Source organism: Chloroflexus sp. (assembly GCF_056331925.1).
In genome coordinates this window covers 17,494-42,002 of sequence record NZ_JBWGQH010000029.1, presented here as the reverse complement: position 1 = coordinate 42,002, position 24,509 = coordinate 17,494, and the positions used below count along the sequence as shown (strand labels likewise).

27 protein-coding genes, 1 tRNA gene and 1 riboswitch are annotated in these 24,509 nt (G+C 54.9%); of the genes, 26 read left to right on the top strand and 2 right to left on the bottom strand.

Annotation, left to right across the window (positions count from 1 at the left end; genetic code table 11):
• The first annotated feature begins 1 nt into the window (after position 1).
• From AC01ZF_RS14485 to AC01ZF_RS14475, 3 genes are read left to right on the top strand one after another with little or no spacing between them, the layout of a single operon-like run.
• Entirely contained in the window at positions 2–1,972 is a 1,971-nt protein-coding gene (locus AC01ZF_RS14485; RefSeq protein ID WP_424676931.1) for a glycosyltransferase, read from the top strand.
• A gap of 6 nt (positions 1,973–1,978) precedes the next feature.
• Complete coding sequence (locus AC01ZF_RS14480) at positions 1,979–2,344, top strand: STAS domain-containing protein (RefSeq protein WP_424676932.1); 366 nt, start codon at positions 1,979–1,981, stop codon at positions 2,342–2,344.
• A 15-nt stretch (positions 2,345–2,359) separates the two neighbouring features.
• Positions 2,360–2,770 carry an ATP-binding protein gene (locus AC01ZF_RS14475; RefSeq protein WP_424676933.1) on the top strand — a complete coding sequence of 137 codons (411 nt, stop codon included), beginning with the start codon at positions 2,360–2,362 and terminating at the stop codon, positions 2,768–2,770.
• Positions 2,771–2,831: 61 nt separating this feature from the next.
• Here the strand turns inward: AC01ZF_RS14475 and AC01ZF_RS14470 are convergent, their stop codons facing one another.
• Complete coding sequence (locus tag AC01ZF_RS14470) at positions 2,832–3,218, bottom strand: LysM peptidoglycan-binding domain-containing protein (RefSeq protein ID WP_424676934.1); 387 nt, start codon at positions 3,216–3,218, stop codon at positions 2,832–2,834.
• A 568-nt stretch (positions 3,219–3,786) separates the two neighbouring features.
• A riboswitch (SAM riboswitch) is annotated at positions 3,787–3,898 on the top strand.
• A gap of 102 nt (positions 3,899–4,000) precedes the next feature.
• On the opposite strand from AC01ZF_RS14470, the gene AC01ZF_RS14465 reads away from it, so the two are divergent.
• From AC01ZF_RS14465 to AC01ZF_RS14425, 9 genes are all read left to right on the top strand, one after another.
• On the top strand, positions 4,001–5,296 hold the full coding sequence (locus AC01ZF_RS14465; RefSeq protein WP_424677540.1) for a homocysteine synthase: 1,296 nt from the start codon (positions 4,001–4,003) through the stop codon (positions 5,294–5,296).
• A 79-nt stretch (positions 5,297–5,375) separates the two neighbouring features.
• Positions 5,376–6,512, top strand: coding sequence for a homoserine O-acetyltransferase MetX (metX, locus tag AC01ZF_RS14460; RefSeq protein WP_424677541.1), 1,137 nt, complete (start codon positions 5,376–5,378; stop codon positions 6,510–6,512).
• A gap of 137 nt (positions 6,513–6,649) precedes the next feature.
• Positions 6,650–7,654 (top strand): sensor histidine kinase, encoded by a 1,005-nt coding sequence (locus AC01ZF_RS14455; protein ID WP_424677542.1) that lies wholly within the window; start codon positions 6,650–6,652, stop codon positions 7,652–7,654.
• 13 nt (positions 7,655–7,667) lie between these two features.
• Complete coding sequence (locus AC01ZF_RS14450; protein WP_424677543.1) at positions 7,668–8,150, top strand: aminoacyl-tRNA deacylase; 483 nt, start codon at positions 7,668–7,670, stop codon at positions 8,148–8,150.
• A gap of 280 nt (positions 8,151–8,430) precedes the next feature.
• A tRNA-Cys gene (locus AC01ZF_RS14445) sits at positions 8,431–8,505 on the top strand.
• Positions 8,506–8,569: 64 nt separating this feature from the next.
• Positions 8,570–9,718: a glycosyltransferase family 4 protein gene (locus tag AC01ZF_RS14440; RefSeq protein WP_424677260.1), complete on the top strand. Its 1,149-nt coding sequence runs from the start codon at positions 8,570–8,572 to the stop codon at positions 9,716–9,718.
• An 86-nt stretch (positions 9,719–9,804) separates the two neighbouring features.
• Positions 9,805–10,590 carry a class I SAM-dependent methyltransferase gene (locus AC01ZF_RS14435; RefSeq protein WP_476575453.1) on the top strand — a complete coding sequence of 262 codons (786 nt, stop codon included), beginning with the start codon at positions 9,805–9,807 and terminating at the stop codon, positions 10,588–10,590.
• A complete protein-coding gene (locus tag AC01ZF_RS14430) occupies positions 10,583–11,428 on the top strand; it encodes a hypothetical protein (RefSeq protein ID WP_424677258.1) in 846 nt (281 codons plus the stop codon). Before AC01ZF_RS14435 ends, AC01ZF_RS14430 begins: the two co-directional genes overlap by 8 nt.
• A gap of 215 nt (positions 11,429–11,643) precedes the next feature.
• Positions 11,644–12,855, top strand: a complete 1,212-nt coding sequence (locus tag AC01ZF_RS14425) for an AAA family ATPase (protein WP_424677257.1) — start codon at positions 11,644–11,646, stop codon at positions 12,853–12,855.
• 67 nt (positions 12,856–12,922) lie between these two features.
• Here the strand turns inward: AC01ZF_RS14425 and AC01ZF_RS14420 are convergent, their stop codons facing one another.
• Entirely contained in the window at positions 12,923–13,186 is a 264-nt protein-coding gene (locus AC01ZF_RS14420) for a DUF4177 domain-containing protein (protein WP_424677256.1), read from the bottom strand.
• A gap of 244 nt (positions 13,187–13,430) precedes the next feature.
• On the opposite strand from AC01ZF_RS14420, the gene AC01ZF_RS14415 reads away from it, so the two are divergent.
• From AC01ZF_RS14415 to AC01ZF_RS14350, 14 genes are all read left to right on the top strand, one after another.
• A complete protein-coding gene (locus tag AC01ZF_RS14415; RefSeq protein WP_424677255.1) occupies positions 13,431–14,108 on the top strand; it encodes a helix-turn-helix transcriptional regulator in 678 nt (225 codons plus the stop codon).
• A gap of 34 nt (positions 14,109–14,142) precedes the next feature.
• Positions 14,143–14,922, top strand: coding sequence for a Fe-S cluster assembly ATPase SufC (gene sufC, locus AC01ZF_RS14410; protein ID WP_424677254.1), 780 nt, complete (start codon positions 14,143–14,145; stop codon positions 14,920–14,922).
• Between the two features lie 11 nt (positions 14,923–14,933).
• Positions 14,934–16,148, top strand: a complete 1,215-nt coding sequence (gene sufD, locus AC01ZF_RS14405) for a Fe-S cluster assembly protein SufD (protein ID WP_424677253.1) — start codon at positions 14,934–14,936, stop codon at positions 16,146–16,148.
• Between the two features lie 101 nt (positions 16,149–16,249).
• Entirely contained in the window at positions 16,250–17,488 is a 1,239-nt protein-coding gene (locus tag AC01ZF_RS14400) for a cysteine desulfurase (RefSeq protein ID WP_424677252.1), read from the top strand.
• A gap of 14 nt (positions 17,489–17,502) precedes the next feature.
• Complete coding sequence (gene sufU, locus AC01ZF_RS14395) at positions 17,503–17,895, top strand: Fe-S cluster assembly sulfur transfer protein SufU (protein ID WP_424677251.1); 393 nt, start codon at positions 17,503–17,505, stop codon at positions 17,893–17,895.
• 35 nt (positions 17,896–17,930) lie between these two features.
• The gene (sufB, locus tag AC01ZF_RS14390) at positions 17,931–19,346 is read left to right on the top strand and encodes a Fe-S cluster assembly protein SufB (RefSeq protein WP_424677250.1); all 1,416 of its coding nucleotides are present in this window, start codon (positions 17,931–17,933) and stop codon (positions 19,344–19,346) included.
• Positions 19,347–19,472: 126 nt separating this feature from the next.
• Positions 19,473–19,793: a non-heme iron oxygenase ferredoxin subunit gene (locus tag AC01ZF_RS14385; RefSeq protein WP_287908651.1), complete on the top strand. Its 321-nt coding sequence runs from the start codon at positions 19,473–19,475 to the stop codon at positions 19,791–19,793.
• Between the two features lie 71 nt (positions 19,794–19,864).
• Positions 19,865–20,716 (top strand): sulfurtransferase, encoded by an 852-nt coding sequence (locus AC01ZF_RS14380; protein WP_424677249.1) that lies wholly within the window; start codon positions 19,865–19,867, stop codon positions 20,714–20,716.
• Positions 20,717–20,860: 144 nt separating this feature from the next.
• Complete coding sequence (locus AC01ZF_RS14375; protein ID WP_424677248.1) at positions 20,861–21,247, top strand: iron-sulfur cluster assembly scaffold protein; 387 nt, start codon at positions 20,861–20,863, stop codon at positions 21,245–21,247.
• A 34-nt stretch (positions 21,248–21,281) separates the two neighbouring features.
• Positions 21,282–22,211, top strand: a complete 930-nt coding sequence (locus AC01ZF_RS14370) for a PLP-dependent cysteine synthase family protein (protein ID WP_424677247.1) — start codon at positions 21,282–21,284, stop codon at positions 22,209–22,211.
• 82 nt (positions 22,212–22,293) lie between these two features.
• Positions 22,294–22,770, top strand: a complete 477-nt coding sequence (locus AC01ZF_RS14365) for a M67 family metallopeptidase (protein ID WP_012616235.1) — start codon at positions 22,294–22,296, stop codon at positions 22,768–22,770.
• Between the two features lie 78 nt (positions 22,771–22,848).
• Positions 22,849–23,133 carry a MoaD/ThiS family protein gene (locus AC01ZF_RS14360; protein ID WP_424677246.1) on the top strand — a complete coding sequence of 95 codons (285 nt, stop codon included), beginning with the start codon at positions 22,849–22,851 and terminating at the stop codon, positions 23,131–23,133.
• Positions 23,130–24,284 (top strand): molybdopterin-synthase adenylyltransferase MoeB, encoded by a 1,155-nt coding sequence (gene moeB, locus AC01ZF_RS14355; RefSeq protein ID WP_424677245.1) that lies wholly within the window; start codon positions 23,130–23,132, stop codon positions 24,282–24,284. Before AC01ZF_RS14360 ends, moeB begins: the two co-directional genes overlap by 4 nt.
• Positions 24,285–24,303: 19 nt before the next feature.
• A partial coding sequence (locus tag AC01ZF_RS14350; protein WP_476575452.1) for a hypothetical protein occupies positions 24,304–24,509 on the top strand: 206 nt, incomplete at its 3' end.

The window sequence follows — 24,509 nt, the reverse complement described above, 5'->3', positions numbered from 1 at the left end:
TATGCAATACGCGCGGACAACCTTACTCCGGATTGGTTGGGGACCGGCGGAATGGGCCGCATTCCGCCGCGGTCTGATCAAGATTCTGGTCATCACTAACCTCATCCTTGGCGCCTACTATCTTCTCTGGCGAGGCACGGTATCGCTCAATTGGCATGCGTGGTGGTTTGCCCTGGCATTGTTCGGAGCCGAACTCTACAGTTACATCGGTAGTTTTCTCTTTGGCTTAACCGTGTTTCGGCTCAAAGAACGGGGCGAGCCACCGCCAGCACCGCCGGGATTGCGCGTTGATGTCTACATTACCTGTTACAACGAGCCGGTGGAATTAGTACGCAAGACGGTGCGAGCCGCCATTGCTATCCGCTATCCGCATCAGACGTATCTGCTTGATGATGGTAATAGTCCGGCGATGCGGGCAATGGCTGCCGAAGAGGGTTGCGGATACATCATCCGTTCACCGGTATGGCAGGGATTTGACCGTCATGCCAAAGCCGGCAATCTCATCAACGCCCTTGAACACACGACCGGTGATTTTATTCTGATCCTCGATGCCGATCAGGTACCGCTGCCAACCATTCTCGATTGTACCCTCGGCTATTTTACCGATCCGTTGGTTGCGTTGGTGCAAACACCACAGTATTTCATCAATGTACCGCCAGGCGATCCGTTCGGCAGCCAGGCACCGCTGTTTTACGGTCCGATTCAGCAAGGCAAAGACGGCTGGAACGCGGCATTTTTCTGTGGCTCGAATGCCGTACTACGCCGCGAGGCGCTAGCCCGGACCGGTATTCGCTTCTTTGTACGCGATGTCGAGCGACGTATTCGGCGTACCTTACGTGAAGCTGACACTGTCGTCAAGCGAGCTGAACGAACGTTGACCAAAGCTGACCGTCATCGCATCGCACCAGCGTTGCGCGCATTGCGACAGGCGGTGCGGCAGGCCCGGCACGAACTTAGCCGCGGCGATACCTTCCAAGAAGTAACCGAACGCTTTCAGCAGCGGGCAGAAGCGGCGGCACGTTTGATAGTAGCAGCGGATTTACAGCAAATAATGGCCGATTTGGCCGAGATACAAGCTGCTGAAGCGGCAGAGATTATGCGGTCGCTGAATGACGAAGCGATCTTGGCCGAGCTTGCAGCCCGCGAACGCTCGCCGTTGGCTGCCATTGAGACGGTGCGTCAACTGATACCGCTGCTCGTCAATGAAGCGATGGAGTATCTCCCGATTTCAACCATCTCGGTGACCGAAGATATGTCAACATCGATGCGCCTCCACGCATGTGGTTGGCGTTCGGTGTACCACGATGAGATTCTAGCCCACGGATTAGCACCTGAAGATTTGCGTAGTGCGTTGCAACAACGCCTCCGTTGGGCGCAGGGGACGATACAGGTTATGCTGCGGGAAAACCCGTTGACGCTCCCAGGGTTAAGCTGGGGGCAGCGTCTGGCCTATTTTGATACAATGTGGAGTTATCTGTCAGGCGTACCAACGATTATCTACCTTATATCACCGCCACTGTTTCTGTTGTTTGGCCTCTTGCCGGTGAATGCGTTATCGGCTGAATTTTTTTGGCGCTTAGTACCATATTTACTGATCAACCAGCTCTTGTTTGCTGTGATCAGTTGGGGGCGACCAACATGGCGCGGGCAGCAGTATAGTTTGGCGCTCTTCCCGCTCTGGATTAAAGCGGTAGTGTCTGCGGCTGCCAATGTCTGGTTTGGCAAGAAATTAGGATTTATCGTCACTCCCAAAACCCGACAGACCGGGCGATATTTTGGCTTAGTGCGCTGGCAACTAGCGATGATGATACTCTTAGCAGTCTCAATTGTCGTGGGATTGCTGCAACTAACACTGGGCTGGCGCAATGATGGGCTTCCCGTACTTGTCAATATTTTTTGGGCGGTGTACGATCTGATAATGCTTAGTGTGGTCATCGATGCTGCTTTGTACCAACCCACCGAGGAGCAGTAAACCGCTATGCTAGAAGAGTTTATGAAAGGGGCACTGATGGAAATTACCGTCAACCCGATGAATGAACGTGCAGTTATCGTCCAACTACGTGGCCGTCTCGATCTCTTGGTAGCCACGGAAGTGAAGCAGCGCTTATCCCAGATCGTTCGTGAAGGTTTCCGCTTGATCGTCGTTGATATGGGGGAGGTCAGTTTTGTGGATAGTTCAGGCTTAGGTGCGCTCATCGGTGGTCTGAAAGCAGCACGGCTCGCCGGCGGTGATCTGCGCCTAGCTAACCTAAACGCCCAAGCACAGGCGATTTTAGAATTGACAACGCTCAATCGCGTCTTGCGCCCATACCCCAATGTAGACGAAGCGTTGCACGCTGTGTGACAACAGATCTATCGTATGCACCGTATCGAACGCCATTACGAACTCAGCCCAGTGCTCGCAGAAGGGATCGACCAGCTCCACACCGCATTGAATGCGTTTTGGGCTGAAGCCGGAGTAGCACCGGAGGCGCAGATACGGCTTAGTACCGCTCTCGCGGAAGTGGTTGCGAATATCTTACAGTATGCCGTTGCCGCGGAAGCGGAGCCAATCCAGTTGCGGCTCCGCTGTACACCACACCTGATCGAGGCGCGACTCGTTGATCGTGGTCACCGATGGGAAAGGCCAGAGTCGACGTTCGTCCTCCCTGACGATTGGGAAGAACGGGGAAGGGGACTCGCAATCGCAGCAGCGATCCTTGACCGGTTGCAGTACCGTCGGCTGCGCGAGCGGAATTGTTGGCGGTTAGTGTTGTTCATCCACCCCTAACGCTGTCCGAAACATTCTACTCTAACCCTGCTCCATCTTCAACCACAACCAGGGCAGGGTCTCACGGTGTCGGCGTGGGTATTGGTTGTGGCGTACCGATTAACGATGGAATGAGTAACGTCTGACCGGGCTGGAGGAAGTTGGGATCGGTCAGATTGTTGGCTGCCACCAATTCATCAACCGTCACCCCAAAGCGTTCGGCAATTGTACTCAGCGTATCACCGGCCTGGACAACGTACAACGCGGCAACCGTTGGGGTTGGGCGCGACAAACTGGCATAGACCGTCGCCGTTGCATCGAGGTCGATGGTTGGGGCAGGGGTAATGTCGAGCACGACCGGCAAGGTAGGCAAGTTGTGCGGTGGCGGCTCGGGAAAGCACGCGGTTAGCCCCATACTCATCGATACAATCAGCAGCCCAATGAACCAAAGCCACACGTAGCGGATCACGATCACCCTCTCATGTTGTACTATTTGTCACAACTAGACATTGTAGCAGTCGCATGGGAGGGCGTCAATACAAATGAGTGAGATTCGGACGTGGGTTAAGACATCCAAGGTAAAAAATGAGGAACCTTACAACCAATAGACTTAGTTTGCAACACCTATACGGTACGCTGCATGCCCAAGGGTATCCATATCCGTCCGGTTCTGCAACGTCGCTTCGATGCCCTATCGCTGCTTCATGGCGCGCGCCGCACAACGGATGCCAAGATTTCTCGCTGCGCGCGAAATGACAGAGGGGGTTGCCTGCCCTGGATAGGGTGCGCGCCGCCAGCCGTCCGTCGCTCCCTGTCATGTCGAGCGCAGCGAGACATCTGTAAGCGTGTTGTGGAAGCTTGCGCGCTGGGCTGCCGTCTCACCACGAGCTGGGATGTCGCAGGGTGTGTAGGATCCTTGATCCCAGCGCATGTCAGAGCCTGAGAAGTGATACTTGACAAATACACGTCGTATAGTTTATATTTACGACATCACGTTGGTGAAGGCGACACCAAAACGCACCTCAACAACACACACGCACTCATCCAGAGCGGTGGAGGGACCGGCCCGTTGAAACCGCAGCAACCCTCGCATGCGTCGCCGCATGCGAACGGTGCTAATTCCGGCAGAAGTGTTCTGGAAGATGAGCGACGTGGAATCGTGGTTATCCGCACTTGTTATTTCACGCCCTCATCGAAGTTGAGGGCGTTTTTGTTGCCTATTACACCGGGCATCTATTTGAGGAGGATTGCATGTCTGACACGCCACGCTTCACCGGTTTCGAGACGCTTGCCTTACACGCCGGACAGATTCCGGATCCGACAACCGGATCACGGGCAGTACCGATCTACGCAACAACATCCTATCAGTTCAAAGACACCGACCACGCAGCCCGCTTGTTCAACCTGCAAGAGTTCGGCAATATCTACACCCGCATTATGAATCCGACCACCGACGTATTCGAGCAGCGTATGGCCGCATTGGAAGGTGGGGTGGGTGCATTGGCGTTGTCGTCAGGGCAAGCTGCCGAGACGCTGGCAATTTTGAATCTGGCTGGTAGCGGTGATAATATCGTCGCCTCATCGGATTTGTACGGTGGTACCTACAATCTCTTCCGTCACACCTTACCGCGTTTGGGTATTACGACCCGTTTTGTTGACGCCCGTGATTACGATGGGTTTGCAGCGGCGATCGATGATCGAACGAAGGCTTTCTTTCTCGAACTGGTCGGTAACCCGCGGCTGGATGTGCTCGATCTCGAGCGGATTGCGGCGATTGCGCACGAGCGGGGTGTGCCGGTCATTGTTGATGCGACGACGGTAACCCCGTATCTGTGGCAGCCGATCAAGCACGGCGCCGACATCGTCATTCACTCGGCGACGAAGTATATCGGGGGGCATGGCACCGCTATCGGTGGGATTATTATCGATAGTGGTAAGTTTGATTGGGCGGCGAGTGGGCGTTTCCCTGATTTCACCAACCCCGATCCGAGCTATCACGGCCTGGTGTATACGCAGGCCTTTGGCAATCTTGCCTATATTATCAAGGCGCGTGTGCAAGGCCTCCGTGATATTGGTGCAGCCCTCAGCCCGTTCAACAGTTTCCTCTTCTTGCAAGGGCTGGAGACGTTGCCGTTGCGGATGGAACGGCACAGCAAGAATGCGTTAGCCGTCGCGCGCTATCTCAGCGAACATCCGAAGGTAGCATGGGTCAATTACCCCGGCTTACCGAGCCACCCGAGTTATCCGTTGGCCCAAAAGTATCTGCCGCGCGGACAGAGCGGGATCGTCGGGTTCGGCTTGAAGGGTGGGCGTAACGCTGGACGAATCTTTATCGAACGGTTACGCCTCTTCTCACACTTGGCGAATATCGGTGATGCCAAGAGTTTGGCAATCCATCCGGCGACGACGACGCATAGCCAGTTGACCCCTGAAGAACAGCGTCTCACCGGTGTGACCGACGACTACGTGCGGCTCTCTATCGGCCTTGAAACAATAGATGATATTTTGGCCGATCTCGATCAGGCGTTGGCCGGAACACCATCGTAGTTTCTGACCGATGTGGTGGTAACAATGGCGTTGCCGCCGCAGCTCGTTCTCGTTCCTTGCTGACAGGGAGAGGATCGATATGGAAGCAATTGCTTCGGCGCCAACCCCCGAAGGGGTTGGCTTCGTGCGTACCCAGCGCATGCATTGGACGACACCGCTGCCCCTGACGAGCGGTGCGACACTGGGGCCACTGACGATTGCCTACGAGACTTACGGTGAACTAGCGCCCGACCGCTCGAATGCCATTCTGATTCTGCACGCTTTGTCGGGTGATGCACACGCGGCCGGTTATCATAGTCCTACTGATCGCAAACCGGGCTGGTGGGATGGAATGATCGGGCCGGGCCGCGCATTTGATACCAACCGCTACTTTGTGATCTGCTCGAACGTGATCGGTGGCTGCCGCGGTTCGACCGGCCCATCGAGTCCACATCCAGTTGATGGGAAGCCCTACGGTTCACGGTTTCCGATCATTACCATTGAGGATATGGTACACGCCCAACAACGCCTGATTGATGCCCTTGGGATTGATACCTTGTTGGCCGTAGCCGGTGGTTCGATGGGTGGATTTCAGGCATTGGCATGGGCGGTCGAGTATCCGCAGCGTGTGCGTGGTGCGATCTTGTTGGCGACGAGCGCACGTTCGAGTCCACAGACGGTAGCGTGGAATTATATCGGCAGGCGTGCAATTATGGCCGATCCGCGTTGGCGTGGTGGCGACTATTACGATGGTGAGCCGCCACGTGATGGTTTGGCGGTAGCACGCATGCTCGGTCATATTACGTATCTCTGTGAGCCAAAGTTGGAGCAGCGGTTTGGGCGGCGCGGTGATTCCGGACCGCTTGACCTTGGGCCACATTTTGCGATTGAACACTATCTTGAGCATCAGGCGGCGCGTTTCAACGAACGGTTTGATGCCAATTCTTATTTGACGATCACGCGCGCTATGGACAGTTGGGATCTTGCGGCGCGCTACGGCTCGTTAACAGCGGCGTTTGATCTGACACGAGCACGGTTTTTGGCGTTGGCCTACAGCAGCGATTGGCTCTATCCACCGAGCGAGACGTATCACATGGCAGCAGCGGCACAGGCTGCCGGGCGGTCGTTTACAACGCACCTGATCATGACTGATGCCGGCCACGATGCGTTTCTGACCGATATAGCTACCCAGAGTGTTGTCATTCGGGAATTTTTGGATCGGGTAGGGTCGGAATAGGAGTGACATTTGGCTTGGCGTATGAGATATTAGATATATCAGTTTATTAAAAATGTCTTGTTCGCCTCGTTACCGATTTGCGGTAAGATAGTATCCACATCTAGATGCTATTTGGCGTATTCGGTACGAGGAGACCATTGAAGTGCTTCTGGCTACTGATCTGGCGCTTGCGGAGGCTGTCGAGTTCGCGGCAGGGGTGGTTGCTGTTCCTTGCCATTGTGGCTCTAGGAACGGCGATAGCCGTGTTTGTATGGGCGGGTTGGTGGTGGCCGGCGATCTTAGCAGCATTTGGTGGTGGGTGGCTCGTCGCTACGTCGAGGGTCACGCCATCGTCGCACATGCGGAGCCGTCTGGCCGAGCTTGAACGTGAGTTGGCCGTCGCGCAACAGGAAGCAGCCGTTGCCGCTAAAGCGAAAAGTGCGTTTCTTGCTCATGTTAGTCATGAATTGCGTTCCCCGCTGATGACGATTCTCGGCTACAGTGAATTGCTGCTGGAAGATGTACAGAACGGCACAGCACAAGCAGACCGAACGATTACCTGGTTACAACGCATCTACGAGTCGGGCAAACAGTTATTGGAATTGATCGACAACATGATCGTGTTAGCTCGGCTGGAGGTGGGTGACATTGAGGTGTATCACGATCATTGGTCACTCGGTCTCTTGCTCGATGAACTCGAAAAGACTATCCTTCCACTTGTACAGCAGCGGCACAATCGGTTAACCATCGATCTTGATAGTGATCCTTCCATAATTATTGAAGGTGATCGGGCGAAAATTCGTCAGATCCTACTCCAGCTCTTGCATAATGCGACGAAGTTTACCCAAGATGGTATGATCACCTTGCGGGTTAGTCTGAAGTCGAGCACCGAGGGGTCGGCCCTGTTGAATCTGACGGTCAGCGACAGTGGTATCGGCATGAGTAACGAGCAGCTTGATCTGCTCTTCGAGCCGTTTACCCGCTTCGATGAGGTGCTCACCCCGCGATACGATGGTGTTGGGATCGGTCTGGCGCTTGCCCAACGGTTATGTTTAGCCATTGGTGGTTCAATCGCTGTGACCAGTCAGCCCGGCAAAGGAACGACCTTTTTCGTCTCAATCCCGGTTACACCGGTGTCAGTCTCAACGTCGGTGGAACGATGAGTGAGGTCTTGCGATGAGCGGCAAACTCAACTCAATGCGTGTGCTTGAACGGCAGCAGATCCCCTACACCGTGCATGAGTATGATCCAACGCTGCCTGATGCGGTGGCAGTTGCCGAGGCAATTGGTATGCCGGCCGCGCATGTGTTCAAGACACTGGTTGCCAAGAGTGATCGACCATTGTTGGCGATGGTACCGGCTCATTGCCAACTCGATCTCAAACGATTGGCTGTACTTGCCGGCGTGAAGCGCGTCGAGATGGCTCCTCATGTCGAAGCTGAGCGGTTGACCGGATTACGGGTTGGTGGTATCGGCGCTTTAGCGCTCATCGCGAAACGCTGGCCGTCGTATCTCGATGAGTCGGCGCTGGTGCAGCCGAAGATCTACGTCAATGCCGGGCAGCGGGGGGTGATGATCGGGATCGCGCCGTCTGATTTGGTACGGGTGGTCGGTGCAACGGTGGGAGCGATTGCGGCTTGCGTATCACCGTCGTCATGATAATGCTGCACGTTCGTGTTATCTCATCATCGCAATCAAGAACAGTCTCCTTGCACAATCCACCCATTATGTATTGGCAATGTTGTGTCGTTACAGGTGAAGAGAAACATAATAAAATGATAGTATTTGGGTGGGAATGATAAAAACATCATACGATGTTGGCTGGAGGAATTATAGATATGGTACCGAATCCCTACTAAGCCATGCGCACCTCACAGATGTCTCTGGGTACCATGCCGATTTGCACCACGGGTTAGTTTGTGCTACAATAAAGTTCGGTGGCGACGTAGCAAAGTGGTAATGCAGCGGTCTGCAAAACCGCCATTCGCGGGTTCGATTCCCGCCGTCGCCTCCAGAAGTATCCGTCAACGAGAGGTTACTACCTCTCGTTCTTTGTTTCATCCACTATATGCGAATATATGCGAATTTTGTGTGCCTTAACGTACTATCGTCCCTATACGAGCGGCTTAACGATCTATGTCGAACGGCTGGCTCATGGGCTTGTTCGGCGGGGGCATACCGTCACCGTACTCACCTCACAGTACGATCCGAGTTTGCCAAAGATCGAGTTTCTTGATGGAGTACGGATCGTGCGGGCGCCGGTAGTCGCTCGGGTGAGCAAAGGGGTCATTATGCCGACGTTTGGGTGGTTGGCGACCCGCCTTTCGCTTGAACACGACGCAATGAGCTTGCACTTGCCACAATTTGATGCACCGGGGTTGGCGTTACGTGGCAAGGTGCTCAAACAACCGGTTGTGTTGACGTACCATAGCGATCTCAAGCTTCCACCAGGCTTGCTCAATCGGGTGGCGAATCAAGTTGTTGCGATTGCTAACCAGGCAGCAGCAGCATTGGCAACCCGAATCGTCGCCTACACGCAAGACTTTGCCGACCATTCACCCTATCTCCGGCAGTGGCGTCGGAAGGTGACAATCATTCCACCGCCGGTCGAAGTGGCGCAGGTATCGGACGATGAAATTGCAGCGTTTCGACGGCGCTGGAATTTGCAAGGACCGGTGATCGGGATGGCTGCTCGTCTCGCTGCCGAAAAAGGGGTCGAGGTACTCTTAGCTGCGCTACCGCGCATCCTTGCCATCTATCCCACGGCTCGGGTACTTTTTGCCGGGCAGCATGAGCATGTTTTGGGCGAAGAGGCCTATGCACGCCGCCTGGCCCCGCTGTTTGAGCAGTTTCGTGACCATTGGACGTTCCTTGGTACACTGAATCCGCGCGAGATGGCGGCATTCTTTCCCAATCTTGACGTGCTGGTGGTACCGTCACTCAATTCGACCGAGACGTTTGGATTGGTGCAAGTCGAAGCAATGCTATGCGGGACACCGACGGTTGCCAGTAATTTGCCCGGTGTGCGTCAACCGCCGTTGATGACCGGCATGGGGAAGGTGGTGCCAATCGGTGATGCGAACGCATTGGCCGAAGCGATCCTCGACATAATTGCCCATCGGTCGCAGTATGTACGTCCCCGTGAAACGGTAGCAGCTTTGTTTAGCACTGAACGCACGGCAGAGATGTACGAGCAACTCTTTCGCTCACTCGGTGTCGCCGATTGAGGGTGAACGCGGTACAATATTTCATAGTGGTAGCAAAACACTTGTGGTGAGTATTTTACCCACCACGGGCAGGTCGAAAGATAAGTATGCCTGACTATTTACGACCACATTTGGTAGTGTTGCCGATCCACCGCGCGATGATTCGGTCGGTAGAAGCGCGGTTGTTTGCCGAGTTAGCCCCCGATCTGCCCGAGCCAATTATTGATATCGGGTCGGGCGATGGGACTTTCGTGCAGATTGCGCTTCCCGGCAAGCATATTGTCGGTATCGACCCACGCATCAATGATACGCACGAAGCTGCGCGCCGTGGGGTGTATGCCGGTCTCGCTGTGGCAACCGGTGAGGCACTTCCCTTTGCCGATGGCACGTTCGCCGCAGCGATCTCCAACTGCGTCCTCGAGCATGTCAAACCACTCGACCAAACTCTGCGTGAAATAGCGCGCGTGGTGCGACCGGGTGGGCCGTTTATTGCCTCGGTAGTAGGGGAACGCTTCCCGCAGGCCCTCTTTGGGACATGGCTTCTCAATCGACTTGGTTTCGACGGTAGTTGGTACGGACGTTGGTTTAATCGGATATCGTACCACTACAACACGCTGAGCCAAGCCGAGTGGGAAGCACGGTTTACCCAAGCCGGTTTTACCGTTGAGGCGTGTCGGCCGTACATCAGCGATGCCGCTCTCAAGCTCTTCGATATTAGTCATTATTACGGTGCGCCAAGTTTATTGACCCGCGCACTAACCGGGCGTTGGTTGTTGGCGCCGCCGTTCACGCCCAACTTATTGTGGGAGCCGATATTGCGTCGAATCTACGAAGCACCGGCACCGCCCGATGGCGCATATTATTTTTTCGTACTGCGGAGACGCTATGACTGAATCGACAATCACAGCCGCTGAATTGGTAGCGGCCGGACGAGCAGCCTTGATCGCCGGCGATACCGTAACAGCGCGATTGCGCTTTCGCGAGGCGCTTGAAATTGATCCGCACTGTGTCGATGCGTTGCTCGGCATGGCAACAGCGCTACGCCCGTACCGTGACAAGCGAGAATATCTGCTGCGTGCCTTAGCCGTTGATCCCGAAAACAGTGAGGCCCGAGCAACGCTCGAGCAAGTCGAAGCACGCCTTGCGGCGGGTGAATTGTTGGCGCCGACCGGAGTACAGGTACGCGAACGGGAAGAAGCCGCGGTAGAGGAAACACCGGCAGCATCGGTCATGCCGGCATCGGAGACACTCGTCTGTTACCGCCATCCGCAACGTGAAACGGGACTGCGCTGTATCAGTTGTGGGCGTCCGATCTGCCCCGAATGTGCGCGGGCCACACCGGTTGGCCAGATCTGTCCAGAGTGTGCCCGTGAGCGGACACCGGTGAACTATCAGGTTGGGCCGACCCAACTGCTGGTGGCCGGGGTCGTCGTTCTGATCTACGCACTGTTGGTCACACTCGTCGCAGGAGTGGTCATCGGCTGGGCCGGCTTTTTTGGATTTATCGTCGCCTTCTTGCTCGGCCCGATGACCGGAAATCTGCTATCTCGTTTGATCGATTGGGCTACTGGACGCAAACGAGGTCGGATGTTGATGATCGTTGTGAGTGTGGCGTATGCCTGTGGTTCATTACCTTACATTGGCTTCATCATTCTGTTAGGCGGTTTTCCATTGGCGCTGCTGTTTTTCTCGATTATTGTCGTGACTACCGCCTTAGCTTGGCTGCGCTAATGACAATTTAGCAAATGATAAACATAACGATAAGTGCTACAATAATTGCCGAGTTACGTGTAGATCGTTTGCTTGAGCGATATGAACGGACAACCACATCAAGATAGCGTGCGGTATCGATGGGCAGCGCCAATCCCGACACTATCATTACAGGCGCGCTTTGTCCAAACTGGCGCAGTGAGGCAGAACAGCCGGTGGTTGGCAAGGGAGGCGTTATGAGTGATGGTGAAATGAAATTGGCCGTGCGCGGTCATCAAAATCCACTCGATGAGATTGAACGTCGACTACGTGCCCAAATTTTCGGCCAAGAGCGAGCGATTGAGAGCATCATCCGTGTGTTGAATCGGTCACGATATGGCTTTTCTGCCGGTAATAACCGCCGTCCTCGCGCCACCCTCTTGTTTCTTGGTCCCACCGGTGTTGGTAAAACGGCGACAGCCCGGGCGCTGGCCGAACTGCTGCGGCCTGATGGTAGTGCCTTTCTCAAGATCGATTGCTCACTCTTTAGTCAAGGGCATGAAGTGAGTGCATTGGTTGGCGCACCGCCGAGCTATGTTGGCCGCGACCAGAAGCCACTGCTTAACCCTGATATTATCGAACAAGAGCATAGTGTGGTCTTGTTTGATGAGATCGAAAAGGGGACGCCGGAGTTGTGGAACTTGCTCTTGCAAGTGATGGAAGATGGCGAGATCCTCTTACTCAACGGTGGGCGACGGGTCAGTTTTCAGAACAGCATCGTGATCTTTACGACAAATGTTGGTGCAAAAGAGATGGTCGATTTTCTCGACCGACGCACGATTGGCTTTCGCACACCCCATATCGATGTCGAGGCGACAGGGCGCGATATTTATCAGATCGGGTTTGAAGCACTCCAGAAAGTTTTTCAGCCGGAATGGATTAATCGGCTTGATGAAATTATCGCTTTTCGACCACTCTCTGCTGAAACCCTAAGCCATGTATTTGACCGCATGATCGCCGAGTGCAATCAGCAATACTTGCGCTACGCGGTTCAAGTGCAGGTGACGCCGGCAGCCAAAGAGTACTTACTCACAAAAGGGTTTGACTCACGATTTGGTGCTCGTCCGTTACGGCAGCGCATTTTAAAAGATATTGATGCGCAGCTTGCCGATCTAATGGCCTCCGGTGCTATTTCCCACGGTAGTCTGGTAGAGGTTCGTTACACCGGGATCGATGAGCACGGTAAAGCGCTACAGTTTTACTATTGCGAAAAACCGGAACTCCTCGAGCTTGCAGAGGAATTACGCCAGCAAGAATTGCAACGGTTGGCCGTCGGTCAGAGCGACGGGCCACAGCCTCCCAGCATTAGCCTGACCCACGAGCGGAGTAACGCTACTGAAGGTGGTATTTTCACGACACGCGGTCCACGGATCGCTCCTCGCCGCGATCCGCGGGATGGTGGGAGATGAGAGCGCAAAGAGGAGGAAACTGTCTGCATGCTTTGCGCTCTCAGCGTTCTTTGCGTTCTTTGCGTTACTACGGCGCGTTTGGATTAGGTCGACGTGCTACCGACAGATCGGGTTCAGCACCATCGGCCAATGGCCGTTTGAGGATCAGATAGCTTCGCCCCGGCATAATCAGTTGCACACCACACACTTCCCAGCCTTCGGCACCTAGTCCGTTGAGAAAGCGGCGGGCAAATCCGGTATTGCGTTCGCCGGTTTCGGGATAGCTCTCGTGCCCCTCAACAGAGACACGCTGCCATGCCTCAACAAACACAACTTTGTACTCCCAGCGCATACGAAACTCCTTGTGATCGGGCGGGTGACCGTGGCGCCGGCCACCCGCTATTGCCAGTGTGCCCCCGGTCTGTCGGGCACATGCTGTAGTGTAGCCCCAATATTTCGTAATGTCAATTACAGAATTACACTAATAGGTATCTGTTCGCCCCACGCCCTCGAATAAAAAAAGTTTTTGGCTTTTTTATTGACAATAGCTCAAAATGCTGGTAGACTATCCAGTAGTAGTTCGGAGTAGTGCGACTATGGAACACACTCGGTACCCACCTGATAGCCCGGCCGGCATGATCTTGTGCTATTTACAGCGCCATGGGCGAGCGACCGTCAAAGAACTGGCCGATTTGCTCGGCGTCAGCACGACGGCAGTGCGCGATCATTTGGTGCATCTGCAAGCAGAAGATATGGTTGAAGTGACCAGTGAGCGCAACGGACCGGGTCGGCCACGACTGGTTTATACCTTGTCGGAAAAAGCGCAGAAGTCCTTCCCCAAACAGTACGATCGCTTGATCAGTACCTTACTGCGTGAGCTGATCGAACTAGAAGGGGAAGGGAAGGTTGAGCAATTGCTTGACCGGGTAAGTAGGCGTTTGGCGAGCGAGTACGCCGATCGAATGGCCGGTACCGGCGTGGCTGCTCGGCTCAATGAGCTGCGCGCTTTGCTCGAGCAGCGTGGTGTGCCGGCTGAGATCGATCCTGAGGGCGATGTGTTACGCTTGTTCGCATGTCCGTTCTACGATGTGGCAGCCGATCATCCTGAGGTCTGTTCGATGGAGCGGCGTATGATCGAGTATGTATTGGGCGAAAAGCTTGTACTCGAAGATACGATCCGATCCGGCGCACACAACTGTCGCTTTGTGCTGCGCCCACACGATATTCCACTGACATTAACGCCACCGGCTGCTGATGCTAATCCTGATGTGTAAGGTTATCTATTTTGTATGATGTGGTGAGGAGTTCATGAGCAACGATTTGGTTATTAAAGATCTCTACGCGCGGATTGGTGATAAGGAAATCCTGCGCGGTGTGAATCTGACGGTACGTCAGGGTACGATCCACGCAATTATGGGGCCTAACGGCAGCGGTAAGAGTACACTGTCGTATATCATTGCCGGCCACCCTGCGTATGAGGTAACGGGTGGCGAGATTTGGTACAAAGGCCATAATCTGCTGGAGCTTGAACCTGATGAGCGTAGCCGGCTGGGTGTGTTTCTCGCTTTCCAGTATCCGGTAGCAGTGCCGGGCGTTACAGTGGCAAACTTTTTGCGTTCGGCGATCAATGCACACCGGGCAGAAGAGGGCAAAGATCCGAAGGAGACGGCGATTCCGGCGGCTGAGTTTCGCAAGTTGCTTCGTGAAGGCTTGAACTTGCTAGAGATGGACGAGAGCTTTGCCCGTCGTTATCTCAATGATGGTTTTAGCGGTGGTGAAAAGAAGCGCCTTGAGATTTTACAGATGATGTTGCTTAAGCCGTCGATGGCCGTCCTCGACGAAACCGACTCTGGGTTAGATATTGATGCGCTGCGGATTGTGGCTAATGGTGTAAATCGGATGGCCGGCCCACACATGGGTGTGTTGGTTATTACCCACTATCAGCGCCTGCTCAATTATATCAAACCCAATGTCGTGTCGGTAATGATGGACGGTCGCATTGTACGTGAGGGCGGTCCTGAACTGGCCCTTGAATTGGAGGAGAAGGGTTACGATTGGCTCCGTGAGGAGCTGGCCGGTGCCGCCTAAGGGAGATGCCCATGACAACAACGTTGCCTACTTTGAACGAGATCAGCGCCGAGTTCGTCGTGGCGCGTTCGCAAGCTGCCGGCGAGCCAGCATGGCTTACCGAGCGTCGGCGGCAAGCATGGGCTGCCTTTGCCCAGATGAATCCGCCTGAGTGGCGGCGAACCGATCTTAGCAAGCTTGATCCGACGACGATTACTCCCTCGGATAGTGCGCATGCGACTGCGATCCAGTGGGATCCGGCGTTGGCTGCGCAAGGTGTTGTCTTTACGACACTGGCGGCGGCGTTACGCTCGCACGAAGCACTGATCCAGAAATATATGGATACGGCAGTTGAGCCGTTGAAGCATAAGTTTAGCGCATTGCGGGCTGCTCTCTGGCAAGACGGTGCGTTCCTGTACGTGCCAAGGGGCGCCGCTATCGAGGTGCCGCTTCGCCTGATCTATACGCTCGGTGCCGATGGTGTAGCGATTTTTCCACGCACCTTAGTTATCGTTGAACCACAGGCGAGCGTTACGCTGATCGAGGAGTTTACCTCGCTCGATCAGCGTGCCGGTTCCTTTGCCGGTCCGATCACCGAGATCTTCGTTGGTGATGGAGCAAGTGTCCGCTTCATCAGCATTCAACATTGGGGGCGCGGTGTCTACCATCTGGCCGGTCAGCGCGCCATCCTGAATCGCGATGCCAATCTGGAATGGACGTCGATCCAGCTTGGTGGTCAAGTGCAGCATATCGAAGCCGAGACGACACTGGTTGGTAATGGTTCACGCCTCAATTGGCTCGGTGCGACATTTGCTGCCGATACCCAGAACTTGGTGATCGCGCCGTGGATGCGTCACGTCGGTCATAATTGCGAGAGTTTCATGCAATTTAAGACGGTAGTCAACGACACGGCCTACAGTGTTTTCGATGGTATGATCAAGATCGAGCACGAGTCGGCGGCTACCAGTACTCGGCTGGAAGAGCATGCCTTGCACCTTAGCCCCAAGGCGCGTAACGATAGTATTCCCGGCCTGATGATTAGCACGAATGATGTGCTGAAAGGTGGGCATGCGTCAACCAGCGGCGACATCGATCAAGAGCAGCTCTTCTATATGCAAACTCGCGGTATTCCGCGTGCCGAAGCGCAACGGATGATCGTGATGGGCTTCTTCGAGCCGGCGCTCGATACGATTCCGCTCGAAGAGTTGCGTGCTGAGTTGATCGCTGAAATCGCAGCAAAGATTTAATTGCTGCCGTTGAGGTGGTTTACCGTGAAGCATACCACTCGATCACTTTGACGGCTAGTCTGGCGCCGGTATCAGACCGGTGCTCAGATGAAGGTACAGCTATGGCGACTTTGTCTCAATTTGATGTGATAGCTTTGCGGCGCGAGTTTCCGATTGTTCATCAGCAGGTGAATGGCAAGCCGCTGGCGTTTCTCGATAGTGCGGCTTCATCTCAAAAGCCACAGCGCGTTATCGAGACGCTGGAAGATTACTATCGGCGCTATAACGCCAACGTGCATCGTGGGGTTTACCGGCTGAGCGAGGAGGCGACGTTTGCCTACGAGCGAGCACGTGGTAAGCTGGCCCGTCTGATCAATGCACCAAGTCAGCGCGAAGTGATCTTTGTGCGGAATACCACCGAGGCGATCAATCTGGTTGCGTATTCGTGGGGGAGCGCCAATATTCGGGCCGGTGACCGCATCTTGCTCACGATGATGGAACACCATTCCAACATCGTACCATGGCAGTTGTTGGCACAACGCACCGGTGCTGAGTTGGTCTATTTGCCGTTTGACGGTCAGGGTCGGTTGGTGCTCGATGACCTCGACCGCTTGCTCGATGAGCGGGTGAAGTTGGTTGCGTTTACACACCAATCGAACGTCTTTGGGACGATTAACCCGGTTGAACCGATTGTGGCGCGGGCACGAACGGTTGGGGCACGGGTGCTGCTCGACGCTGCGCAGAGTGTACCACATATGCCGGTAGACGTGCAGGCGTTAGGGGTCGATTTTCTTGCCTTTAGTGGACATAAGATGTGTGGTCCGACCGGAATCGGCGTGCTATGGGGGCGGCGTGAGCTGCTCAACGCGATGCCGCCGTTTCTCGGTGGTGGCTCGATGATCGACCTGGTTGAACTCGATCACAGCACGTTTGCCGTCGTGCCGGCTCGGTTTGAGGCGGGAACGCCGGCGATTGGTGAGGCAATTGCGCTCGGTGAAGCAGCCGATTACCTGCAAGAGGTCGGTTTGACGGCGATCCACTCCTATGAGCAAGAATTGACGGCATATGCCCTCGAGCGGTTGGCCGAGGTACCGGGCCTGACCGTCTATGGGCCACCGGCAGGGTCGGATCGAGGTGGTGCAGTGAGTTTCTCGCTCGAAGGAGTGCATCCGCACGACGTAGCCGCTATCCTCGATCAAGAAGGGGTGGCGGTGCGGGCCGGCCATCATTGTACGCAGCCACTCCATCGGGTGCTTGGCGTACCGGCAACGACCCGGGCTAGCTTCTATCTCTACAATTTGCCCGAAGAGATCGATCGGTTGGTGGTGGCATTGCATAAGGCACGGCACATCTTTGCCTAGTACGTGAAGCAGCTATGGATGACATCTATCGTGAACAGATCCTCGAGCATGCCCGTCATCCACGCAACTACGGCCATTTGCCGGCACCGACGGTGATTCGCGAGGAGCGTAATCCGTTGTGTGGCGACCAGATCCGGCTCGAACTAGCGATTGTCAACGACGTCATCGCTGATGTGCGTTTTACCGGTCGTGGTTGTGCGATCAGTCAGGCCAGTGCTTCGCTTCTGACCGAAGCGATTAAGGGTAAGCCGGTCGCCGAGGCCAAGCAGTTTAGCAAGGATGACTTGCTCGAGATCATTGGAATACCGCTGGCCCACAATCCTACCCGGCTCAAGTGCGCGTTGCTCTCGTTGAAGGCGCTCAAAGCCGGTTTGTATGGGGTGGGGCAGGAGGATGAAGATATATAAGAGGCGTCGCACGATACTAGTAAAGGAGTGAAACAGTGGTCGCTGAAGCGGTTAATTTGCAGTTCGACTACTCGCGCTACGGCTTCCGACAGGAAGAGCGCTATGTCTATAAAGCACCCAAGGGCCTGAATGAGCGCATTGTGCGCGAACTTTCCGGCATGAAGGGTGAACCTGAGTGGATGTTGAAGCGACGGCTACGCGCGTTGGAGATTTTCAATAAGAAGCCAACGCCGCTTGTCGGGATGTGGGCCAATCCCGAACTGGCCGAGTTGAACTACGACGACATCCACTACTTTGTGCGGGCCAACGAACGCCCACAGACCGACTGGGATGCGGTGCCGCCGGAGATCAAGAACACCTTCGAGCGGTTGGGTATTCCTGAGGCTGAGCGTAAATTCCTCGCCGGTGTCGGTGCTCAGTACGAGTCAGAAGTTGTCTACCACTCGCTGCGCGAAGAGTGGGCAAAGCAAGGTGTGATCTTCCTCGATACTGATACTGCGTTGAAGGAATATCCTGAGTTTTTCAAAGAGTACTTCGGCACTATAGTGCCGGCAGCAGACAATAAGTACGCCGCGCTCAACACTGCGGTCTGGTCGGGTGGTTCGTTTGTCTATGTGCCGAAGGGTGTGAAGGTTGATATTCCGCTGCAAGCTTACTTCCGCATCAACGCTGAGCGGATGGGTCAGTTTGAGCGCACCTTGATCATTATCGATGAAGGGGCTGAGGCCCACTACATCGAGGGTTGTACGGCGCCGATCTACAGCACCAACTCGCTCCACTCGGCGGTGGTCGAAGTCATTGTCAAGAAAGGTGGCAAGTTCCGCTACACCACCATCCAGAATTGGGCCAACAACATCTTCAATCTCGTCACCAAGCGAGCGGTGGCCTATGAAGAGGCAAGTATGGAGTGGGTGGACGGCAACATCGGCTCGAAGCTGACCATGAAGTACCCGTCGGTATATCTGATGGGCCGCAAGGCGCGTGGTGAGGTGCTCTCGGTAGCGTATGCCGGGCGTGGTCAGCACCAAGACGCTGGCGCCAAGATGGTGCATCTCGCTCCCGAAACGACCTCGCGCATCACCAACAAGTCGGTGAGCAAAGATGGTGGTAAGACAACCTACCGCGGTTTAGCTAAGGTGGCGCCGGGTGCCTATGGCGCGAAGATCAATGTCAACTGCGATGCTCTGATCCTCGATGAGAAGTCGGCGTCGGATACGATCCCGTATATCGAGATCGAAGAGGATCGCTGCACGTTGGCCCACGAAGCAACGGTTGGCCGCATCGGTGCTGAGCAGCTCTTCTACCTGATGAGCCGCGGTATCTCTGAGTCGGACGCGCTTTCGATGATCGTGCTCGGCTTTATGGAGCCGTTCACCCGTGAGCTGCCGATGGAATATGCGGTTGAATTGAACCGTCTTATCCAGCTTGAGATGGAAGGTTCGGTGGGTTAGACCGCAGTGCGGGATGCGGGAATGGCGAGCGCTCCCAACAATGGGAGCGCTCGTGTTGTGTATGGCGTGATTGTGTGTGAACGGTCGCGTGTCGGTTTGTGTAGTCGTCAGATGAAGGAGCAATCTATGTCGTTGGTTGAGGTCTGTTCGCTGGATGATGTACCGGTTGGTAGTGGGCGTGCCTTTACTATTCATGGGCACCGGATTGCCGTTTTCCGCGTTGCTGAGCGTGAAGTGTATGCCCTTGACGATCTCTGTTCCCACGATGAAGCCTCGTTGAGCGAAGGTGAGCTTGATACTACAGAGTTATGTGTCGAGTGCCCAATGCACGGTTCGCTCTTTGAACTTCGCACCGGTAAGCCTCGTACATTGCCGGCGTTTGCTCCGGTTGCTACGTATCGCTGTGAAGTACGCGACGATCGGATATTTGTTGAGTTTTCTGAGTAAGAACTTGACTAATTGTTGAAAACACGCTACAATGGCAGCGAAATAGAGTTCCAGGTCAAGTGGAGGTTGCAATGAGCGGTTATGCCCATCCTGAAGCGCTGGTCGAAACCCAGTGGGTTGCCGACCACCTGAACGATCCTAAGGTTCGCATTGTTGAGAGCGATGAGGACTTGTTACTGTACGATACTGGTCATATTCCCGGTGCGGTGAAGATTGACTGGGTGCAGGATTTAAACGATCCGGTGATCCGCGACTACCTCGATTCCGAGCGGTTTGCGGCACTGATGCGGGCCAAGGGCATCAGCAACGATACTACCGTCGTCCTGTACGGCGATAAGCACAATTGGTGGGCGACTTACGCATTTTGGGTCTTTAAATTGTTCGGTCATCGTGACGTGCGGATTATGAACGGTGGTCGGGCGAAATGGATTGCAGAAGGTCGCCCGCTCACCCGCGAGGTGCCATTGTATCCTCCCGGTTCGTATGTGGCGCCACCGCGTGATGATTCGACGATCCGTGCTTTCCGCGATCAAGTGCTCGAGTTTGTCCGCCAGCGCAAGGGTGTTCTTGTCGATGTACGTAGTCCGCAAGAGTACACCGGTGAGCGGACCCATATGCCTGATTATCCACAAGAGGGAACGCTGCGCGGTGGCCATATTCCGACGGCGGTCAATATCCCGTGGGCGAAGGCTGTGAATGAAGACAGCACCTTCAAGAGTGTTGAGGAGTTGCAAGAGCTGTACGCTACCCATGGCGTAACCCCAGACAAAGAGGTGATTGCTTACTGCCGTATCGGTGAGCGCAGCAGCCACACTTGGTTTGTTCTCACCTACCTGCTCGGTTATCCGCACGTGCGTAACTATGACGGTAGCTGGACAGAGTGGGGCAACAGTGTTGGCTTGCCAATTGAGAAGAATGTCTAACTGAGACGATCGTTCATTCGTCAACGGATAAGCGAAAGGCGGTATGCTTCGTTTATCCGTTGACCGAATAGTATCGCGTTGTGTATGAGCAATCGTCTCGCTACGCGACGCCGTCTTGCTAACTAATACCTAGGTTGCACGCCCATGACTGCTTCGCACCAAGATGCTATCGAACGCCTGCTCGATCATTACCGTCGCCCCCGCTACTATGGCGAACTCGCCGATGCATTGACGTACAGCGGCGGTGTTCCTGATTGTGGCGATACGTTGACCGTCTATCTGCATGTGGCGTCCGATGGTCGCCTAACAGCCCTTCAATTTACGGGTCAGGGTTGTAGTGTGAGTCTGGGTACCGCATCAATTCTGATCGAACGGTTACAGGGTGCGACCCTGGCCGATCTGGCTGCACTCGATGAGGTGACCGCCATTGAGGTGGTTGGCCCTGATATTCTGCAAGCGCGGCCACAGTGTGCGACATTAGCGTACCGTGTGCTCAAGGCGGCTGCCCAGATGGCGATGCGCCAATCGTAGTACCGCGTATTGTGCCGGTTATAAGTGAGCCAAGATGATACCTGAACTCCTCAATCTGATCGGTCATACCCCCCTTTTACCGCTTCATCATGCTCTCGATCTGCCGGATGGTATTGAGCTTTACGGTAAAGCCGAATGGTACAATCTTGGTGGTTCGGTGAAGGATCGTCCTGCGCTCTGGATGATCCGCGATGGTGAGCAACGCGGCTCGCTGCGACCGGGAATGCGGATTGCCGACGCCACCAGCGGTAATACCGGTATTGCCTATGCCACCATCGGCGCGGTACTGGGCTACGGAGTGACGCTGGCGATGCCGGCTAACGCTAGCCTTGAACGACGCCGCATCTTACGGGCGCTTGGCGCCGAATTGATCTTGACCGATCCGGCTGAAGGTATGGATGCCGCAATCGCTGCTATTCGTGCCTTGGTCGCCGAATATCCCGATCGTTACTTTTATCCTGACCAGTATAGCAATCCGGCCAACCCCCAAGCCCACTACGAGACCACCGGCCCCGAAATCTGGCAACAGACTGATGGTCGGCTTACGCATTTTGTGGCTGCCCTTGGTACAAGTGGTACCTTTATGGGTGCTAGCCGGCGTTTGCGTGAATACAATCCGGCGATTCGCATGATTGCCGTTCAGCCTGATAGTCCGTACCACGCTCTCGAAGGTGTGAAGCACATGGCTTCAACCAAATTTGTGCCGGCAATTTACCGTCCCGAACAGGCCGATGAAGTGATTGAAGTGCGGAGCGAAGAGGCGTTTGCGATGGCGCGATGGTTAGCGCGACGAACCGGTCTGTTGGTCGGGATTTCAGCAGCGGCGAATGTGGTGGCTGCGGCTCGGGTGGCTCGGGAGGCCGGCAGCGGGGTGGTGGTCACCATCCTGTGCGATAGCGCTAATCGTTACCTCAGCGAACGGTTCTGGGAAGACCCGGGGTTTGCTGAAGGGGCTGGGATTTGATCGTAATGGACATTGCTGCGTACACAGAAAGATAGGTTGCGTGGTGAACAACATCAAACACGGCGAACGAACTAAGGTGGCTATGGCACTGATTCTTCCGGCGAAGGCGCTGGCAACGATTGTTGCTCATGCCGAAACGACCTATCCCGATGAATGTGTTGGATTGCTGGTCGGTACGTTGAACGGTGAACACAAGACGGTGTTAGAAGTGGTAACGCTCGAAAATCGATGGAGTGGGCAGCTACAATTGGCCATCACCGACGATCCGACTTCGCGGCGCGATCGCTTCTACCTCGACCCGCGCGATTATTTGCGTGTTGAACGCTCGGCGCGTGCTGCGGGCTATGAAATCATTGGTTGTTACCATTCACACCCGGATGCGGCTGCCATTCCCTCCGAGCGCGACCGGATTGGCGCACAGGCGATCAGTGGTTCAGGTTTTTCGTTTGTCATTCAATCTGTGCGTAACGGTGTTGCCGCCGAGCTGACCTCATGGTTGCTCGTGAACGAAGGTACACGCTTTATTGCTGAGCCGGTGGAAGTTGCTACTGCCGAATGAGACGGTGGTTTTGGCATCGGTAATATCTTTGTATCCCGCAGTTGACAAGCGTGCAATAAGAAAAAAGGAGCATAGACGATGGCAGTAACGGTAACAATTCCCACAGCACTGCGCCAATATGCCGGTGGTAACGCCAGTGTTACGCTCGACGCGAGTGATGTTGGCGGATTAATTCGCGGCCTTGTTGAGCTGTATCCGGCGCTAGGTCGCCATTTGCTCGACGATCGGGGTCGGCTGCGCAGCTTTGTCAATCTCTACGTCGGCGATGAGGACATTCGCTACCTCGATGGCGAAGCAACACCGTTGCGTGATGGCGATACGGTGAGCATTATTCCGGCAATTGCCGGTGGAGGACGGCAATGAGCGAGGTAACCCTTTCAAACGAAGAAATTGCCCGATATTCGCGCCATCTGATCATGCCAGAAGTCGGGATGGCCGGTCAACGCCGACTTAAACAAGGCAGTGTCCTGCTCATCGGTACTGGTGGGCTTGGTTCGCCGTTAGCTCTCTATCTGGCCGCCGCAGGTGTTGGTCATATTGGGCTGGTCGATTTTGACGTGGTTGATGCTTCAAATTTGCAGCGTCAGATAGTGCATGGCACCAGTACCGTCGGGATCGCGAAGACCGAATCGGCCAAGCGTCGTCTGCAAGACCTTAATCCGTATATCGAGATTACGACATATGAGACACGGATTACTTCGGAGAATGCGTTGGAGTTGATGCGTCCCTACGATGTAATCGTAGACGGTACCGACAATTTTCCGACCCGCTACCTGACGAACGATGCCTGTGTGCTACTGGGCAAACCAAACGTCTATGGCAGCATCTTCCGCTTTGAGGGCCAGGCAACAGTCTTTTCGGTGCGTGATGGCGGACCCTGCTACCGCTGTCTTTACCCAGAACCACCGCCACCTGGGTTAGTGCCGAGCTGCGCCGAGGGTGGTGTGTTGGGAGTATTACCCGGCGTGATCGGTACCATTCAAGCCACAGAAGTGATAAAATTGCTTACAGGTATTGGCGAGCCGTTGATCGGGCGGCTGCTGCTCTACGATGCACTGGCAATGCGCTTCCGCGAGCTGAAGCTGCGCCGCAACCCATCATGCCCGGTCTGCGGTGATCATCCAACGATTACTGAGTTGATCGATTACGAGCAGTTTTGTGGTCTTGTGCCAGAGGAGTCGACGTTGTCGAACCAATTTGAGATTACTCCCCGTGAGCTAGCTGAATGGCTGGAACGGCCCGACCGTCCCTTCTTACTCGATGTCCGTAACCCGTATGAAGTGGCAATTGCTTCGATCCCCGGTACCGATAAGCTGATACCGATTGACCAATTGCCTGAACGAATCAATGAACTTGATTCGGCCCGCGAAATTGTGGTCTATTGCCGCAGCGGCGCACGGAGTGGGCGCGCGGTCGAATTGCTCAAGAGCGTGGGGTTCCGCAAGGTGAAGAATCTGGTCGGTGGTATTCTACGCTGGGCCGACGAAGTGGATCCATCTTTGCCGAAGTATTAAACGCAAAGGCGCAAAGGGCGTGAACATTGTTTTGAGTTGGGTAGGATCGCGCCGATTACAATCCCATACAGATCCAACAACTTCGCGTACTCTGCGCCCTTCGCGCCCTCTCTTTAACGGTAGCGGTTGGGTCGTCGGACCGGAAGACGATCCAACAACTTCGCGTACTCTGCGCCCTTCGCGCCCTCTCTTTAACGGTAGCGGTTGGGTCGTCGGACCGGAAGA